General features: G+C 67.4%; 13 protein-coding genes. 3 read left to right on the forward strand and 10 right to left on the reverse strand.

All coding sequences use genetic code 11. The annotated features are described in order from the left end of the window. From cobD to MOE34_RS10550, 4 genes are read right to left on the reverse strand one after another with little or no spacing between them, the layout of a single operon-like run. Complete coding sequence (gene cobD, locus MOE34_RS10535) at positions 1–1,008, reverse strand: threonine-phosphate decarboxylase CobD (RefSeq protein WP_242223485.1); 1,008 nt, start codon at positions 1,006–1,008, stop codon at positions 1–3. Then, positions 1,005–2,312, reverse strand: coding sequence for a cobyrinate a,c-diamide synthase (locus MOE34_RS10540; protein WP_242223487.1), 1,308 nt, complete (start codon positions 2,310–2,312; stop codon positions 1,005–1,007). The genes cobD and MOE34_RS10540 overlap by 4 nt, the downstream gene beginning before the upstream one ends. Then, entirely contained in the window at positions 2,309–3,151 is an 843-nt protein-coding gene (gene cobA / locus MOE34_RS10545; protein ID WP_242223489.1) for a uroporphyrinogen-III C-methyltransferase, read from the reverse strand. Before cobA ends, MOE34_RS10540 begins: the two co-directional genes overlap by 4 nt. Then, positions 3,151–3,630 (reverse strand): cobalamin biosynthesis protein, encoded by a 480-nt coding sequence (locus tag MOE34_RS10550; protein ID WP_242223491.1) that lies wholly within the window; start codon positions 3,628–3,630, stop codon positions 3,151–3,153. The genes cobA and MOE34_RS10550 overlap by 1 nt, the downstream gene beginning before the upstream one ends. A gap of 264 nt (positions 3,631–3,894) precedes the next feature. Between MOE34_RS10550 and MOE34_RS10555 the strand changes: the two genes are divergently transcribed. Continuing rightward, positions 3,895–4,680, forward strand: a complete 786-nt coding sequence (locus tag MOE34_RS10555; protein ID WP_242223493.1) for a TSUP family transporter — start codon at positions 3,895–3,897, stop codon at positions 4,678–4,680. A 13-nt stretch (positions 4,681–4,693) separates the two neighbouring features. Here the strand turns inward: MOE34_RS10555 and cobO are convergent, their stop codons facing one another. The 6 genes from cobO to MOE34_RS10585 all read right to left on the reverse strand — a co-directional run bounded on the left by cobO (position 4,694) and on the right by MOE34_RS10585 (position 14,674). After that, a complete protein-coding gene (cobO, locus tag MOE34_RS10560) occupies positions 4,694–5,335 on the reverse strand; it encodes a cob(I)yrinic acid a,c-diamide adenosyltransferase (RefSeq protein WP_242223495.1) in 642 nt (213 codons plus the stop codon). A 17-nt stretch (positions 5,336–5,352) separates the two neighbouring features. Next, positions 5,353–9,114, reverse strand: coding sequence for a cobaltochelatase subunit CobN (cobN, locus tag MOE34_RS10565; RefSeq protein WP_242223498.1), 3,762 nt, complete (start codon positions 9,112–9,114; stop codon positions 5,353–5,355). A gap of 42 nt (positions 9,115–9,156) precedes the next feature. Continuing rightward, positions 9,157–10,212, reverse strand: a complete 1,056-nt coding sequence (cobW, locus tag MOE34_RS10570) for a cobalamin biosynthesis protein CobW (RefSeq protein WP_242223500.1) — start codon at positions 10,210–10,212, stop codon at positions 9,157–9,159. A gap of 3 nt (positions 10,213–10,215) precedes the next feature. Beyond that, positions 10,216–10,740: a bifunctional adenosylcobinamide kinase/adenosylcobinamide-phosphate guanylyltransferase gene (gene cobU, locus MOE34_RS10575; RefSeq protein WP_242223502.1), complete on the reverse strand. Its 525-nt coding sequence runs from the start codon at positions 10,738–10,740 to the stop codon at positions 10,216–10,218. A gap of 570 nt (positions 10,741–11,310) precedes the next feature. Continuing rightward, positions 11,311–13,059 carry a peptidoglycan-binding domain-containing protein gene (locus MOE34_RS10580; protein ID WP_242223504.1) on the reverse strand — a complete coding sequence of 583 codons (1,749 nt, stop codon included), beginning with the start codon at positions 13,057–13,059 and terminating at the stop codon, positions 11,311–11,313. 151 nt (positions 13,060–13,210) lie between these two features. Next, on the reverse strand, positions 13,211–14,674 hold the full coding sequence (locus MOE34_RS10585) for a cobyric acid synthase (protein WP_242223507.1): 1,464 nt from the start codon (positions 14,672–14,674) through the stop codon (positions 13,211–13,213). Between the two features lie 244 nt (positions 14,675–14,918). On the opposite strand from MOE34_RS10585, the gene MOE34_RS10590 reads away from it, so the two are divergent. Continuing rightward, on the forward strand, positions 14,919–15,062 hold the full coding sequence (locus tag MOE34_RS10590) for a hypothetical protein (RefSeq protein ID WP_242223511.1): 144 nt from the start codon (positions 14,919–14,921) through the stop codon (positions 15,060–15,062). Positions 15,063–15,666: 604 nt separating this feature from the next. Beyond that, complete coding sequence (locus MOE34_RS10595; RefSeq protein WP_242223513.1) at positions 15,667–16,665, forward strand: ABC transporter substrate-binding protein; 999 nt, start codon at positions 15,667–15,669, stop codon at positions 16,663–16,665. Positions 16,666–16,741: the final 76 nt, after the last annotated feature.

A 16,741-nucleotide genomic window follows, 5' to 3' on the forward strand; every position in this document is an offset into this window, starting at 1 on the left:
TCAGCCCATCACCTCGCCGAGCGCCGCGGCCAGCCGCGCGTCGGACGCCACATCCGGCGCAAGGCCGAAGCGCAGCCAGCGGGGATTATAGTCGAAGGGCCGCACCAGAATGCGGTGGCGGCAAAGGCCCTCGTGGATGGCCGCCGCCTCGGCGTGGTCGACCAGCGAGAACAGGCCGGTGCCGCCGGCAACCGCGAGGCCCGTAGCCGCGAGCGCCATGTCGAGCGCGGCCTTGCGCTGCGCGATATCACGGCGGATGCCCGACGTATCGGAGGCCATGAGGGTCGTCGCCATGGTCAGAGCGGGGCCGGAGACGGCCCAGGGACCCAGCCCGTCCTCGATGCGGTCCAGCACGGCCGTTTCGCCGATGACGAAGCCGAGCCGCAGGCCCGCAAGACCGAAGAACTTGCCGAAGGAGCGGAAGACCATGAGGCCGGGCATGCCGTCGCCGGCAAGAGGCGCGATGCAGGCTTCCGGGCGCATGTCGCCGAAGGCCTCGTCGACAACGAGGAGGCCGCCGGCCGCCGCAACGCGGGCGTGGAGAGTAAGTAGTGTCTCGCGCGGGAAAAGGCGGCCGTCCGGATTGTTCGGGTTGACGACGACGACGAGGCCGTGGGCGTCCGTCACGGCATCGAGGCTCCCGACGCAATCGACCGCCACGCCGGCATTGCCGAGCACGCGGGCATATTCGCCGTAAGTGGGGACAAGCACCGCGGCGCGGCGACCGGTGGCGACCAGACGCGGCAGGAGCTGGATGACCGACTGCGTGCCGGGAACGGGCAATGGCTGCGCCCTCGCCGCGCCGTAATAGCGGGCGGCGGCGTCGCGGGCCGCGTCCTGCCGATGACGGTCCGGCAGACGGTGCCAGGCGGCGATATCGACCGGGGGAAGAGCGACCGGATTGGGATTGATGCCGGTGGACAGGTCCAGCCAGTCCTCCGGCCGGCCGCCGAAACGCGCGGCGGCGGCGGCGATGCCGCCGCCATGGGTGATGCGCGGCGCGCTCATGCGGCCTCCGGCGCAAGGTCGATCAGGTGCATGTAGGAGCCGCTGACGGTGTCGCGGCGAAGGCCGGCATGGCCGAGGTCCTCGCCCATCGCATCCGTGACGGCGAAAAGCCGGTCGGCCGCCCCCTCGTGCACGACGGTCGAATAGTGGAATTCGTGCGCGGTCATCGGCGCGGCAAAACCGGAGCCGGCCAGCGGCACGACACGGCGATAGCCGAGATGGCGGCGACGCTCGGCAAAGCTGGTGACGAGCGGCAACAGGCCGAGCATGCCATGGCGGGTTCCGTCCGCCGCAACCAGCGCTTCCCCCAGAACCATATAGCCTCCGCATTCGCCGTAGATGCGCGCGCTCCGGCGCGCCGCTTCCTGCATGCCTTGGCGGAAACGGCCGGCATCGGCAAGGGTCGCGGCATGGAGTTCCGGATAGCCGCCGGGCATGTAGACGGCGTCGGCGTCGGCGGACGGCGGCTCATCGGCGAGCGGCGAGAAGAAGGAAAGGCTCGCCCCGGCTCCGCGCCAGCCGGAAAGCAGATGCTCATAGCTGAAGGCGAAAGCCCGGTCGCGGGCGATGGCGATCCTCTGCCCGAGCGGCGGCAGGCACGAGGCGGCCGGCGCGAAAGGCTGCGCCGCGCGCGTTTGCGCCACGGCGACGAGGCGTTCGAGCGCGCAGTTCCTCGACACTATCTCCGCCGCATGGGCGATGAAGGACGCCAGCGCGCCATGTTCCCCGGCCTGCACGAGACCGAGATGGCGTTCCGGCAGGCCAAGCGCCGGATCGGCCCGCAGAACGCCGAAAATCTCGATGCCGCTCGCCTCCAGCGCCCCGCGCAGCATCGCCTCGTGGCGGGCGCTGCCGACCTTGTTGAGGATGACGCCCGCCACATGCACGTCGTCGCGGAAATCCATGTACCCCTTCACCATCGCGGCGACGGACTGTGACAGGCGGCTGCAATCGACGACAAGCACGACCGGCAGGCCGAGCGTCACGGCAAGGTCGGCCGGCGCGCCGCTGCCGTCAGCCGCGCCGTCGAAAAGCCCCATCATGGCCTCGACCAGCAGGAAATCCCCCTCTCCGGCCTGCATGGCGGCATTGGCGCGGATCAGTTCGGGGCGCATCGCCCAGGGGTCGTAGTTGAGGCAGGGCTTTCCGCTGGCGGCGGCGTGGAAGGCCGGGTCGATATAATCCGGCCCCGCCTTGCCCGAGACGAGGCGCACGCCGGCATCGCGGAGCGCCCGGGCAAGGCCGAGCGTCACCGTCGTCTTGCCGGAGCCGGATGCGGGCGCGGCGATGAGCAGGCCGCTCATGCCGGGTCCTTCAGCTCGCGCGAGCCGAAGGGATCGGCGGAAAGCCTGCGGCCCCCCGTCAGCGCGCCGAGCCAGTCGAGCGAGACGCGAAGCCGCACGACCTCGCCGACGACAACGATGGCGGGCGGCTCGATCCCGGCCGCCTCGGCATCCGCCTGTGCCTGGGCAAGCGTCGTTTCCAGCACCGCCTGTTCGCTGGTCGCGGCATTGCAGACGAAGGCGACCGGCTCGTCCGGCGAGCGGCCGCCGGCAATGAGATTGGCCGCGATCTGGCCGATATGCTTCATCGCCATATACATCACGATGACGGGCGAGCCCTTGGCGATGCCTTCCCAGTTGATGCGATCCGGCACGAGGCCGGAAGAGTCGTGGCCCGTGAGAAAGGTGACGGCGTGATTGACCTCACGATGCGTCACCGGAATGCCGGCATAGGCCAGCCCGCCGATCCCCGCCGTGATGCCCGGCACGATGCGGAAGGGAATGCCATGCTCGACCAGTGTCAGCGCCTCCTCCCCGCCGCGCCCGAAGACGAAGGGATCGCCACCCTTGAGCCGCAGCACGCGATGGCCGGTGCGCGCCAGCTCGACCAGCCGCAGCGAGATATCCCGCTGCTTGTGCGACGGCTTGCCGCCGCGCTTGCCGGCGAATTCCAGCACCGCGCCGGGACGGGCGAGCGACAGGCATTCGGCGTTGACCAGCGCGTCATGCACGATGACATCGGCCTGTTGCAACGCATTGGCGGCATGCAGCGTCAGGAGGCCCGGATCGCCGGGTCCGGCGCCAACGAGCCAGACAGTGCCTTTTTCCATCGGCGGGAGGGCGGAGAACAGGCCGTGCATCAGGCACACTCCCGGCTTGAATCAGAATGCGAAGAAGCGGAATCGACCGCGCAGGAAACAGCGTCAAATGCCTGAAAAGACTCGGCAACCGCCGCTGTGGCATGGGCGGATTTCGTCTTGCCGACGATCAGGCGCCCGCCCGCGCCGGCCTGCGCCAGCGCCGCCGCCTCGGCAACACCGTGGCAGCCGGCATGGGCGAAGACGATAGCGGACGGATTGGCAAGACGCGGCGTCTCGGCTTCGAGCCGGTCGGCCGGGAAGGTCACGAGCGGCGCGGAAAAATGCTTCGCCACGGCATGCATGGCCGGCTCCCCGGCGCGCGCGTCCAGCGTGGCGACGAAGGCGACATCCCCGGGCTGGGCGACGACGGAGACGGCGAGCGCGACGAGTTCGGCGGGCGGCGTGCCGCGTTCGCAGCCAAGGCCGAGAACGAGCGGGCGTCGTGGAGTGTCGGGTGATGGGGCCTCGGTGCACGTCATGGGCGGTTTCTCGCAAATTCCACGCGAAAGGCCCGGCCCTGCCGTTTCCGACGGTCCCGGATGAGGCCCCTCTGGGTCAGCCGCACCGGACACCGCTCGGCCCGCCTGGCGGGCACCGTCGCTACTTCCTTAGTATCGAAGGGCGGCAGGCCGGTCAAACCGGATTGCGGCACGCAGGACACAGGATGCGGCAGGCCTTGCTTTTGACGCGCAGTCTGACAGAAGTGCGCCCATTGCCTTCCTCTCGCTCTCCCGAGTTCCGCCGTGGCCGATATCGCCCTTCACATCCTCGTCTTCCTGTTCATCGCCGCCTTCATCGCTGGTTTCATCGATTCCATCGCGGGCGGCGGCGGCATGATCACCATTCCCGCCATGCTGCTCGCCGGCATTCCGCCGCTGCACACGCTCGGCACCAACAAGCTGCAATCCCTGTTCGGCGCAGGTTCGGCGACGATCGCCTATGCACGCGCGGGCCATGTGCAGCTTCGCGAGCAATTGCCGATGGCCGCGCTTTCGGCGCTCGGCGGGGCCTTGGGCGCCTTGCTGGCGACGGTGGTCCCGGGCGACGTGCTGAAAACCTTCATGCCCTTCCTGCTGGTGGCCATCGCCGTCTATTTCGGGCTGAAGCCGAATATCGGCGACGTCGACAGGCACCGGCGCATGAGCGTCTTCCTCTTCACCTTCACCATCGTGCCGCTGATCGGCTTTTACGACGGCGTCTTCGGTCCAGGCACCGGCTCGTTCTTCATGCTGGCCTTCGTCACGCTCGCCGGTTTCGGCGTGCTGAAGGCGACGGCGCATACCAAGCTGCTGAACTTCGGCTCCAATGTCGGCGCCTTCGCCGTCTTCGTCTCCTACGGCGTCGTCCTGTGGAAGGTCGGCCTCGTCATGGGGGCCGGGCAGTTCCTCGGCGCGCAGGCCGGCTCGCGCGTGGCGATGAAGGCAGGCGTCAAGATCATCAAGCCGCTGCTCGTCTTCACCTCCATCGCGCTCGCCATCCGCCTGATGGCCGATCCGAGCCATCCGATCCGGGTCTGGCTCGGCTGGTAGGGCTGCGTAGCCCTCAGTATTCCACGCCCTGCTGCGCCTTGATGCCCGAGCGGAACGGATGCTTCAAAAGCTCCATCTCGGTCGCGAGGTCGGCGATCTCGATCAGTTCCTCCTTGGCGTTGCGGCCCGTCAGCACGACATGGGTCATGTAGGGCTTCTCGGTCTTCAGGAAGTCGATGACCTCGTTGACGTCGATATAGTCGTAGCGCAGCGCGATATTGATCTCGTCGAGCAGCACCATGGAGTTGCGCTCGTCGCGGATGAGATCCTTGGCCTTTTCCCAGGCCTTCTGCGCCATCGCCACGTCGCGGGCGCGGTCCTGGGTTTCCCAGGTGAAGCCCTCTCCGAGCGTGAAGAACTGGCAGAGATCGGAGAAATGCGCCTCGATGAGATCGCGCTCGCCCGTCACCATCGCCCCCTTGATGAACTGCACGACGGCGCAGGGCTTCTTGTGGGCGATGTGGCGGAAGATCATGCCGAAACCGGCGGTCGACTTGCCCTTGCCCTTGCCGGTATGGACGATGACAAGACCCTTCTCGTCCGTCTTCGTCGCCATGATCTTCTCGCGCGCCTGCTTTTTCTTCGCCATCTTCTCCGAATGGCGGGCAAGCTCGGCTTCGCTCATGCCGGCGGTTTCGTCGTGGTTGTCGCTCATCTGTCTTCCCTTCCCTCTCAGGACGCCCTGCGGGCGCCCAGCATATCCAGTTCGAAGCGCGCCGAATTGGAGCGCGGCGTCCACAGGCCCCGGTCTATCGCCTCGGCGAAGCGCGCCGCCATCTCGGCAAGCGCCGCCGAGTTCTTGCCGGCGAGAAATTCGCGCACGCGCTCGTCCAGCACATAGGCCTGGTAGGCGGCCTCGAAATGATGGTCCTTCACCGCGCCCGTGGTGGCAGCGAAGGCGAACATGAAATCGACCGTCGCGGCGATCTCGAAGGCGCCCTTGTAGCCGTGGCGCATGACGCCGTCGATCCATTTGGGATTGACGACACGGGCGCGCACGACACGGCCGATCTCGTCCTCCAGCGTGCGCACGACGGGCTTTTCCGGCCGTGACAGGTCGTTGTGGTAGATGACCGGCTGCCTGCCGGAAAGGTGCTCGGCGGCGGCGGCCATGCCGCCCTCGAACTGGTAATATTCGTCGCTGTCGAGCAGGTCGTGCTCGCGGCTGTCCTGGTTCTGGATGACGGCCTGAAGGCTCCTCATGCGCGCCTCCAGCCGTTCGCGCATCGGCACGCCTTCTCCGTCCGCGTCGTAGGCATGCGCGCCCCAGGCAAGCCAGGCCTTGGCGAAGTCATCCCGCGTGCTCCACAGTCCCTCGTCCATCATCGTCTGGAGGCCCGCGCCATAGCCGCCGGATTTTGCGCCGAAGATGCGGAAGCCGGCCTCTTTCGCCGCCTCGTCCCTGGAAACGCCCTGCGCCGCCAGCGCCGCCGCCTCGGCACGCATGCGCGCGGCGATGGGATTGTCCGCATCGTCCTCGTCCAGCGCCCCGACGGCGCGCACGGCGCGGTCGAAGAGCGCGATCTGTTCCGGGAAGGCGTCGCGGAAGAAGCCGGAAATCCTGAGCGTCACGTCGACGCGCGGATGGCGGAGCATGGCGGGCGGGATGATCTCGAAGCCGGTGACCCGGCGGGACGCCATGTCCCAGGTCGGTTTGACGCCGATCAGCGCCATGGCCTGCGCGATGTCGTCGCCACCGGTGCGCATGTTGGAGGTGCCCCAGGCGGTGATGCCGAAGGAGGTCGGCCACTCGCCATGGTCCTGCGCATAGCGGGTGACGATGAGTTCGGCGGATTTCCTGCCGAGTTCCCAGGCGGCGGGCGTCGGCACGGCGCGGCTGTCGACGGAATAGAAGTTGCGCCCCGTCGGCAGCACGTCCGGCCGCCCGCGCGTCGGCGCGCCGGAGGGGCCGGGTTCGACGAAACGCCCGTCGAGACCGCGCATCAGCGCCGAAATCTCGGCCGGCCCGCAGGCGGCGATGGCCGGGCGGATGGTCGTGTCGATGGTGTCGAGGACAGCGCGCGTGGCCTGCCAGCCCTCCGGGCACGGCAAGGAGCCATCCACCAGTCCGGCGGCCAGAAGTTCGATGCGCTCCACCGTGTCGCCGTTGCTGCGCCAGGGGGCGTCGGACTGAGACGCGAGGATGTGCGGGCGCGGACCGGTCCATGGGTCGGAGGCGATGCAGTCGAGAGGGTCGAAGTCGGAGCCATCCAGCATATCCGCAGCAAGCGCCCGCTGAAGGCTCGCCTCTCCCCCTTCGCCAAGGCCGCGCGGGACGCGGGCCAGCGCCAGTGTCAGGTCGGTGAGCAGCCGTCCCTCCGGCGAGAGGCCGAAGACGTGCAGGCCATCGCGGATCTGCATTTCCTTGAGATCGCAGAGATACGCATCGAGCTTCTGCAGCGCCGCCTCCTCGCCATCGGACCGGGCGATGCCGGCGTCGCGGTCGAGGCCGATGTCGCGCACCAGATCGAGAATCTGCTTCGACAGCAGCCTGATGCGCCGGGGATCGCCGCCGGAGGCGTCGTAATATTCATCGACCAGCGCCTCGAGGTCCTTGAGCGGGCCGTAGGTCTCGGCGCGGGTCAGCGGCGGCGTCAGGTGATCGATGATGACGGCGGCGGAGCGCCGCTTGGCCTGCGTGCCCTCGCCGGGATCGTTGACAATGAAGGGATAGAGATGCGGCACCGGGCCGAGAACGGCTTCGGGATAGCAGGTTTCCGACAGCGCCAGCGCCTTGCCCGGCAGCCATTCGAGATTGCCGTGCTTGCCCATATGCACGATGGCGTGCGCGCCGTAGTCACGGCGCAGGAAGGCGTAGAAGGCGAGATAGCCGTGCGGCGGCACGAGGTCCGGCGAATGGTAGGTATCCTTCGGATCGATATTGTAGCCGCGCGCCGGCTGGATGCCGACCAGCGTCTCGCCGAAACGGGTAAGCGGCAGGGCGAAGACATCGCCGGCGACGAAGGGATCGTCTTCCGGATCGCCCCAGCGATCCGTCATTTCCTGCTGAATCGCCTTGGGAAGCGAGGCGAAGAAAGCCTTGTAATCGCTCAGCGAAAACGTCTCCCGGATCTCCCGTCCATCACGCGCGGCATTGGTCGGGCCGGCCATGAGATGGGCGATCAGCGCATCGCCGTCCCCGGGCAGATCGGAAACCGCATAGCCCTCCGCCGCCATGGCGCGCAGCACTTCCATCGTCCCGGCAGGCGTATCGAGGCCGACGCCGTTGCCGAGGCGGCCGTCGCGGTTCGGATAATTCGCCATGACGAGCGCGATGCGGCGCTCCTGCGGCTTCGCCCGCCGAAGCCGCGCCCAGCCGGCGGCGAGCTGCGCGGCGAAGCGGATGCGGTCCTCGACGGGATCGAGGCTGACGATGTTGGTCTCGACCCGCTCGTCATAGCGCGCGGCCGCCTTGAAGGAGACGGCGCGGGAGAGCACGCGGCCGTCGACCTCCGGCAGCGAGACGTTCATGCCGAGGTCGCGCGCCGTCAGCCCTTGCCCCGACGCCTCCCAGGCCTCGCGCGAGGAACCGGAGAAGATGACCTGCAGGACTGGCGCTCCCCTCTCGTCCAGCACCGTGGGCTTTCGGCCCGCACCCGGCGCGGAGACGGCGAAGCTGGTGGCGTTGAGCACGATTTCCGGGCGGATATCCGCGAAGGCGGCGCGGACCGTCTCGATGGAGACGGCCTCCTTGAGGCTGGAGACGAAGAGCGGTAGAGTACGGACGCCTTCCGCAGCCAGCGCCTCGATGAGCATCTCGACGGGACGTGTCTCGCCGCTCTGGACATAGGCGCGGTAGAAGCAGACCGCGGCCGTCGGGGGTTCGAATCCCTCCCCCGTGACCGCCTGCGCAGCCATGCTCCGCCATGCCGCAATATCCACGACGCCCTGCCCCGGCCACCAGATACCCGCCTTTTCCAGCGGCATCGCCGGTTCGGGTTTCCGCCCGCCGAAGACGAGCGCATCCGCATAGGCCAGGAAGCGATCCGCATTCTCCGCACCGCCCTCGTTGAGATAGGCCCAGAGATTCCGGCGGTCCGCATCCTCGATGCGGTTGAAGGGAACCAGCCCCTCGTCCGGCCGGTCGTCGCCGGGCAGCGCGACGAGCGTGATTCCATTGGCGACGGCCGTCGCCAGGAGAGCCTCCAGCACGTAGCGGAAATAGCTGGCGCCGCCGAGGGCGCGGATGACGATGAGTTTCGCATGCCGGGCCGTGCGCTCGATATAGGTATCGACCGACATGGGATGTGACAGCGTGGCGAGGCTGGCGAGGCGCAGGCGCGTCCCGCCGCCCCGCGCGCGATGGGCGGCGGCGACGGCGGCCAGTTCCGTATCGGCGGCGGAGAGGAAAAGGATGTCGCCCGGCGTCTGGCCGAGATCGATGGCCTCCCTGCCATCCGCGATGGTGCCCTTCTGGGCTAGCAGAAGGTGCATGATGCGCCTCCCGTCATATACCGCCGCCGCCCCATATCGAAATCACACCGCCGCGGCGATGGCCGCGCGCACGGCCGCCTCGTCCATGTCGTGCAGGCCGATGACGACGAGACGGGTGCCGCGGGTCTCGCCGGGCGCCCAAGCGCGTTCGAAATAGGTGTCGATCCGGCTGCCGACGGCCTGGACGAGCAGGCGCAGCGGCTTGCCGGGCACATCGGCGAAGCCCTTGAGGCGCAGCACGTCATGCGCGGCGATCACGTCCTTCAGGCGTTCGGTGAAGGCTGCGGGATCGGCGACCGGGCCAAGTTCGACGACGAAGCTTTCGAATTCGTCGTGATCGTGGTCATGCTCCTCGCCGCCCTCGTGCTCCAGTTCGTGGTGCGACTTGCGGTTGGCGATGTCGTCTTCCGTTCCGACGCCGAGACCGAGCAGCACGGCGGCGGCGACGTCGCCGTTCCGCGCCTCGATCATCGAGGGCTTGCGCGCGATGCGGGAGGCGACCTCCGCGCGCACGGCTTCGAGGCCGGCGGCGTCGATGAGGTCGGTCTTGTTGAGAACGATGAGGTCGGCGGCGGTGAGCTGGTCCTCGAAGAGTTCCTCCAGCGGGCTTTCATGGTCGAGATTCTCGTCCTCGGCGCGCAGCGCAGCCACCCTGTCGTGGTCGTCGGCGAAACGGCCGGCGGCAACGGCGGCGCTGTCCACCACGGTCACGACGCCGTCGACCGTCACCTGCGTCTTGATTTCCGGCCAGTTGAAGGCCGCGACAAGTGGCTGCGGCAAGGCAAGGCCGGACGTCTCGATGACGATATGGTCCGGGCGGTTCTCACGCTCCAGCAGCTTCGACATGGTGGGGATGAAGTCGTCGGCGACGGTGCAGCAGATGCAGCCGTTGGTCAGTTCGATGATGTCGTCCTCGGTGCAGGCCTCGGCTCCGCAGCCCTTCAGCACGTCGCCGTCGACGCCGAGGTCGCCGAATTCGTTGATGATGAGCGCGATGCGTTTTCCCCCGGCATTCTGCAGGAGGTTGCGGATCATCGTCGTCTTGCCCGCGCCGAGGAAGCCGGTGATGACGGTGGCGGGGATCTTCTGTTGCAGCATGGCTCAACCCTTCATTTTCAGCGGCAGTCCGACCGCGAGGAAATAGACTTCAGGAACGAGGGCGGCCACCTGCTGGTGCAGCCGCCCGGCATGGTCGCGGAAATCGCGCGCCATGCGGTTTTCCGGCACGATGCCGAGACCGACCTCGTTGGACACGAGGATCAGCCGGCCGGGCGCCGCCTTGATGGCATCGAGAAGGCCGGAGAATTCGGCGACCATATTGCGCTCCTCCAGCATCAGGTTCGTGACCCAGAGCGTCAGGCAATCGACCAGCACCGCGCGGTCGGCACGCGCCACCTCGGCTATGCGGGCGGCAAGCGCCAGCGGCTCCTCGTGGGTCACCCAGCCGTCGCCACGATCCTCCCGATGGCGGGCGATGCGCTCGCGCATCTCCTCGTCCCAGGCGCGGCCGGTGGCGATGTAATGGCGTGAAAGACCGCTTGCGGTGACGAGGCCCTCGGCGAAGGCGGATTTTCCGGAACGCGCGCCCCCCAGAACCAGGGCGGCTCCGGACGATGTCTCGGTCATGTCAGGCAGCCCTGGCGATCGCGCCGCTGACGAAACCCATGCGCCGGCCCGCCGACGGCAGACCGGTCATACCGGACGCGACACCGCCCTTTCGGCGGAAAACAGCCATGACAACCTCCGTGCTGGCAGTTGGGAGAACCCTCCCCGGTCGGGCGCTATTGCCCTCATTGGCTGGCAGGTCTCCTGGCTCGCAGCGTCGGGCGCGTCAGCGCCTGCGGGTTCCCCTCGCCTTCCCGGGTGGTCTGCATCGCGAAAGGCGGACGATTCGTAGAAAAAGAGGCGTCCGGCCCCGGCTTATCGCGATGCCACCCAGTGGCTTTTCCGGCCGGTGCCGCGTTTGCGGTCCCAGGGCACCATTGCCCCGGCTCCGCGCCCGTTCCTCCGCCGGACAGGGTTCCCTCGCCACTCTACAGTCGCGGGGTCGGCCGTGATTGCGGCGTCCGGTCAGGCTGCCGCGTCACATTCCCATTTGCTCCCCGACCCGTCACCGGGTTCGGGAACCATCCAATGTCCGGATGATTATGCTTCCGCCCGGCGCAAGTCAATCGACCGCCACCGGCGCGCGCAGCCTCAATAGCGGGGAATGATCACCACGCCGCCGCCATCGTCGTAGTAGCCGTCATCGCGATAGTACGGGCCGTCGTAATACCCGTCGACCGGGCCTTCGAGCACGTCGTATTCGCGCCGGTCGCGCTGGTAGCGGCGCTGCTGGCGATATTGCCGGGTCTCGGCATATTGCGCGGCCTCGCGCAGCGCGCGGAACTGCTGGCGCGAGAGGTAGCCGTCGGCGCGGTAGCCGGACGAGCGCTGCCAGGCGGCGATGGCCGAGCGGGAGCGCGGGCCGAAGACGCCATCGGCGCCGTTGGTGCCGTAGCCGAGCGCGTTCAGCCAGCGCTGCGCCTGGACGCGGGTATTGCGCCCAAGATAGGCCTCGCGCGGGTCGACGACCGGCTCCTTGGCGACCTTGCGCTCGGTCTGCGCCTCCGCCGCATCCAGCGGGCCGGCGGCCTTGGCCAGGCCGACAAGACGCTCACGGGCATCGGCGACGAAGCGGCCATTCGGATATTCGGCGATATAGCCGCGGAAGGCCTTTTCCGAGCCTTCGAGAACGGCCTTCTGGAAGGTCTCCTCCTCGCGCCTTGCCGCTTCCGCCTTGTCGGCGGCGGCGTTGCCGGCGCCCTGCGCCGCGCTCGTGGCGGCGGCTGCACCCTCTTCCGCCTGCTTGCGCGCGGCAGCTGCTTCCGCCGCCCGCTTTTCGGCTTCCTTCGCAAGGCGCGCGGCCTCCGCAGCCTTTGCCTCGGCATCAGCGGCAGCCTTGGCGGCCTCGGCTTTCAGCCGCTCCAGTTCGGCCGCCTTCTCTTCGGCGAGCTTACGGGCGGCGGCGGCTTCCTGCTCGATCCGCGCCTTTTCGGCAGCGGCGGCCTTTTCCGCCTCGATGCGCTTCGCCTCGGCCTCGCGGCGGGCATTGGCCTCCTGTTCGGCCCGAGCCTTTTCCGCAGCGGCGGCTTCCTCCGCCTTCTTGCGGTCGGCCTCGGCCTTGAGCCGCGCGGCCTCTTCCGCCTTCGCCTTGTCGGCGGCGGCCGCAGCCTCCGCCTTCAGGCGCGCAGCCTCGGCAGCCTGTTCCTCGGCCTGCTTGCGGGCGGCCGCTTCCTTCTTTTCGGTTTCGGCCTTGAGGCGGGCGGCCTCCTCGGCGCGGGCCTTCTCCGCCGCGGCAGCCTCGGCCTTCGCCTTCGCTTCCGCCGCCGCTTTCTCCTCGGCGAGCTTTTGCGCGGCGGCCGCTTCCTCCGCCTTCAGGCGCGCGGCTTGCGCATCGGCCTTCGCCTTCTCGGCCTCGGCGGCCTTGCGGGCATCCTCTTCGGCCTTCTTGGCCTCGGCAGCCTTGCGCGCGGCCTCTTCTGCCTTGGCTTTCTCCGCCTCGGCAGCCTTTTGCGCCTCTTCCGCCTTCTTCGCCTCGGCGGCCTTCCGCGTCTCTTCTTTCGCCTTTGCGGCAGCCGCGGCCTCCTCGGCCTTTGCCTTGGCGGCGGCGTCATCGGACGCGGTCGCCGCCGGCTTCGCCTTGGCCGAGGCTTGCAATTCAGCGATGCGCAGGCGCGCCATGGAGGCAAAGGTGCCGTTCGGATATTGCTTCAGGTAGCCTTCATACTGCGCGAGGTCGCTGCCGGAAGAAACCTTCTGCCAGAGGGCGAACTCCTCCTCCCAGCGCTTTCCGGCGCTGGAAGCCTCATTGGCCGTCTGGGCGGAGGCGACCGCCGGAAGACCGGCGAGCGACAATCCGACCAGACCGGCCAGAACGGAGCGTGCGAGAGGTCGAGACCGCATGTACTTCACCCTTTTCGGATCGCGCGCGGGCGCAGCAAGCGCCCACCGGCCAAACGTGTTTTCGTCACTCCTCGCACCGAATTCTGGCGCAACTTTGGTGCGCCGTATCGTTGCGAAGCAACCTGATGGCTGTACGTTCGAGACGGCCCGTTTAATCAGGCGCGTCCAAAAGATCGTCCAGCCAGCGGCGGTCCAGAACCGCCTCCAGTTCCGCCGCAACGCCGTCGAGCGCGGCATCCACGCCGGCGCGGTAGTCGAAACCGCCACCTTCGATACCGAAATCCGCAAGAAGCCTCGCCCGATAGGCATCGCTCGAAAGCAGGCCGTGCAGATAGGTGCCCATCACCCGCCCGTCGGGCGAGATCGCGCCGTCCGGCCGCCCGTCGATGCTGACGGAGGGATTGAGGGCATCCGGGCCGGCGGTGCGGCCGAGATGGATTTCGTAACCTTCCAGCGGCACGTCGTATTGCAGCGAGCGCGCCCGGCTGTTGCGCACGGTCTTTTCCGGCGCCATTTCCGTCTCGACATCCAGCAAGCCGAGGCCTTCCACCTCCCGTCCGCCGCCCTCGATGCCGAGCGGATCGGTGACACGGCGGCCAAGCATCTGGTAGCCGCCGCAGATGCCGATGACCCGCCCGCCGCGGCGCATATGCATGGCGAGATCGCGGTCCCAGCCGGCGGCGCGGAAATCGGCGAGGTCCGCGATGGTCGATTTGGAGCCGGGCAGAACGACGAGGCCGGCATCGGCGGGCAGCGGCTCACCCGGCCGCACGAAGACGAGGTCTACCTGCGGCTCAGCCTTCAGCGGATCGAGATCGTCGAAATTGGCGATGCGCGACAGGACGGGCACGGCGACCTTCAGCGCCCCCCCCCTTCCGCCGGCAAGCCTTTCCAGCACGACCGAATCCTCCGCCGGCAGCCGCCCCGCATCCTTAAGCCACGGCACGACGCCGAAGCACGGCCAGCCGGTGAAGCGGCCGATCTCGGCGATCCCGCCGTCGAAAAGCGTCACATCGCCCCGGAACTTGTTGATGAGATAGCCCGAGATCATGCGCCGGTCCTCCTCCGGCAGGATCGCATGGGTGCCGACCAGCGAGGCGATCACGCCGCCGCGGTCGATATCGCCGACGAGCACGACAGGCACGCCCGCCCGCGTCGCAAAGCCCATATTGGCGATGTCGCCGGCCCGAAGGTTGATTTCCGCCGGGGAGCCGGCCCCCTCGACGACGACGAGATCGGCCCCGGCGGAGAGGGCCGAGAAGCTTTCCATGACGGCATCCATCAGCCTCGGCTTCAGCGCCTGGTAGTCGCGCCCCTTCGCCTGGCCGAAGACCTTGCCCTGCACGATGATCTGGCTGCCGACATCGGACTGCGGCTTCAGCAGAACGGGGTTCATATGCACGGAGGACGGCACGCGCGCGGCCAGCGACTGCAGCCATTGCGCCCGGCCGATCTCCCCGCCGTCGGCGGAGACGGCGGCATTGTTCGACATGTTCTGCGGCTTGAAGGGGCGCACGCTCAGCCCGCGATTGGCGGCGATGCGGCAAAGCCCCGCCACCAATACCGTTTTTCCGACATCGGAGCCGGTGCCCTGCAGCATGATCGTTCTTGTCATAGGGGTTTCCTAACATTCCGGCCTGTCGCCGGAAAGCCCTGACTTATCGCAATCTTGCCACATTTTTCGAAGGCCGGAGACGAAGGCTCGCACCATTTCGCCATGCAGTTTTCGCATAGCGGATATAATGTTCCATTTGCGACGCGAAGCGCCGTGAACGACCATGACTTCCGCCGTTGGCCGGCCTATATCGATCTTATCGCACAGCCGTGGCGCGTGGCCCCGGACTTCAAGGACAAGAGACATGCTGTACATCTTCAGCAAGCAGAATTTCGTTCAGATCGCCTGGAACGGCAAGGCGCCGCGGAGCGAATCGCGCGTTCGTAACGTCGTCCTCGACGCGCCGCTCGGCCCGCTCGGCGTCGTGCGCACCGGCAATGTCGGCTGATCCATAGGGCGTGACGTCAGGTCCGCCCGCATGCAGCGCCGCCTCTCTCCGGGAGGCGGCGTTTCTTTTGGCCATTCGAAGGGCCTTGAAACGGCGAAAGCCGTGCATCCCTTTCGGTGATGCACGGCTTGCCAAAATACGCATGGCGGCTTCCGACAAAAACGCATCGGAACCAGGCACCCCGGTACGCAAAACCTTTCCGGAGCAGGCGGCGATGTCCCCCGCCGTGACAAAACCAATAGCGGCACATCCTTACCGGACCGTTATCGGGACGTTAAGCAAAGATGAATCCCGCACTTTTTCCGAAAAATTCCTGGAAAAATTTTTGACATGCGCGCCCGGCACGCTCCAAGTGAGCCGGATACGCCCCCGCAGGCGGTTGATTTCTTTACGGGATCCCGTAGGCTTGCCAGCGTGACGAAAAAAATGCGTCGCGGGCGACAGGTTTTGCCGGCGGACAAAAAACAGCCTTGGAGCAGGCCTAGCGGGACAGGGAACCCGGCGCGCCCTCCGCCGTCACAGACGTTACGGGCAGCCGGCTTGAGAAAACCGTCGCGCCGCCCCCGGCCGAACATCGTACGAAAGACTGGGAGGTCTTTGCCCCATGAAGACGCTGCTTGCCTCCACGCTCCTTGCCGCCGGGCTTTTCGCTGCTGCCGGTTCCGTGCAGGCGGCGGAGTGCGGCAAGGTCAGCATCGCCGAGATGAACTGGGATTCGGCGAGCATCGCAGCCCATATCGACAGGCTGATCCTCGAAAAGGGTTATGGCTGCACGGTCACGCTCGTGCCGGGCGATACGATGTCGACCTTCACCAGCATGAAGGAGACGGGAAAGCCGGACGTCGCGCCCGAATTGTGGGTGAACGCCGTGCGCACGCAGCTCAACGCCGCCATCGCCAAGGGCCGCCTGTTCCAGCTCGCCCCGCTGCTTGCCGACGGTGGCGTCGAAGGCTGGTGGATCCCGAAATTCCTGGCCGACGAGCACCCGGAGATCAAGACGGTCGCCGACGCCCTGAAGCAGCCGCAGCTTTTCCCCGCCCAGGACAATCCGGAAAAGAGCGCGGTCTACAATTGCCCGGCCGGCTGGAGCTGCCAGGTTTCCACCGCCAACCTCTTCAGAGCGCTGAAGGCGGACGAATTGAATTTCGAGCTGGTCGACACCGGCTCGGCCGCGGGTCTCGACGCCTCGATCGCCAAGGCCTTCGAGACAAAGACCGGCTGGCTCGGCTACTACTGGGCGCCGACCGCGCTGCTCGGCAAATACGAGATGACGAAGCTCTCCTTCGGCATCGAGCACGACAAGGCCGAATGGGACGCCTGCACCGCGGTGCCGGATTGCCCGAACCCCAAGGTCAACTCCTTCCCAACCTCGGATGTCTTCACCATCGTGACCGAGGCCTTTGTCAAAAAGGCAGCCGTCGCCATGGACTACATGAGCGCCCGGAGCTGGGACAACGGCACCGTCAGCAAGGTGCTCGCCTGGAAGGCGGAGAACACGGCAACGAGCGAGGACGCCGCAAAGCATTTCCTGGCGACCTATCCCGACATGTGGACCGGCTGGGTCAGCCCGGAAGTCGCCGACAAGATCAAGGCGGCGCTCTGAGCGGATTTTCGGGAAGAACGGCCGCACGCGCATCAAAAAAGCGAAGAGGTCGCAAACAGTACACTGTCGGGCGGCG

Origin of the sequence: Shinella zoogloeoides, assembly GCF_022682305.1 — a bacterium.
Lineage (GTDB): Bacteria > Pseudomonadota > Alphaproteobacteria > Rhizobiales > Rhizobiaceae > Shinella > Shinella zoogloeoides_B.

Excerpts from the sequence above, each read along its gene's own strand:
- MOE34_RS10580 (WP_242223504.1), bottom strand. The coding sequence starts at position 13,059 with ATGCGGTCTCGACCTCTCGCACGCTCCGTTCTGGCCGGTCTGGTCGGA.
- MOE34_RS10585 (WP_242223507.1), bottom strand. The coding sequence starts at position 14,674 with ATGACAAGAACGATCATGCTGCAGGGCACCGGCTCCGATGTCGGAAAA.
- MOE34_RS10595 (WP_242223513.1), top strand. The coding sequence starts at position 15,667 with ATGAAGACGCTGCTTGCCTCCACGCTCCTTGCCGCCGGGCTTTTCGCT.
- MOE34_RS10590 (WP_242223511.1), top strand. The coding sequence starts at position 14,919 with ATGCTGTACATCTTCAGCAAGCAGAATTTCGTTCAGATCGCCTGGAAC.
- MOE34_RS10550 (WP_242223491.1), bottom strand. The coding sequence starts at position 3,630 with ATGACGTGCACCGAGGCCCCATCACCCGACACTCCACGACGCCCGCTC.
- cobA (WP_242223489.1), bottom strand. The coding sequence starts at position 3,151 with ATGCACGGCCTGTTCTCCGCCCTCCCGCCGATGGAAAAAGGCACTGTC.
- cobD (WP_242223485.1), bottom strand. The coding sequence starts at position 1,008 with ATGAGCGCGCCGCGCATCACCCATGGCGGCGGCATCGCCGCCGCCGCC.
- cobW (WP_242223500.1), bottom strand. The coding sequence starts at position 10,212 with ATGCTGCAACAGAAGATCCCCGCCACCGTCATCACCGGCTTCCTCGGC.
- cobU (WP_242223502.1), bottom strand. The coding sequence starts at position 10,740 with ATGACCGAGACATCGTCCGGAGCCGCCCTGGTTCTGGGGGGCGCGCGT.
- MOE34_RS10540 (WP_242223487.1), bottom strand. The coding sequence starts at position 2,312 with ATGAGCGGCCTGCTCATCGCCGCGCCCGCATCCGGCTCCGGCAAGACG.
- cobN (WP_242223498.1), bottom strand. The coding sequence starts at position 9,114 with ATGCACCTTCTGCTAGCCCAGAAGGGCACCATCGCGGATGGCAGGGAG.
- cobO (WP_242223495.1), bottom strand. The coding sequence starts at position 5,335 with ATGAGCGACAACCACGACGAAACCGCCGGCATGAGCGAAGCCGAGCTT.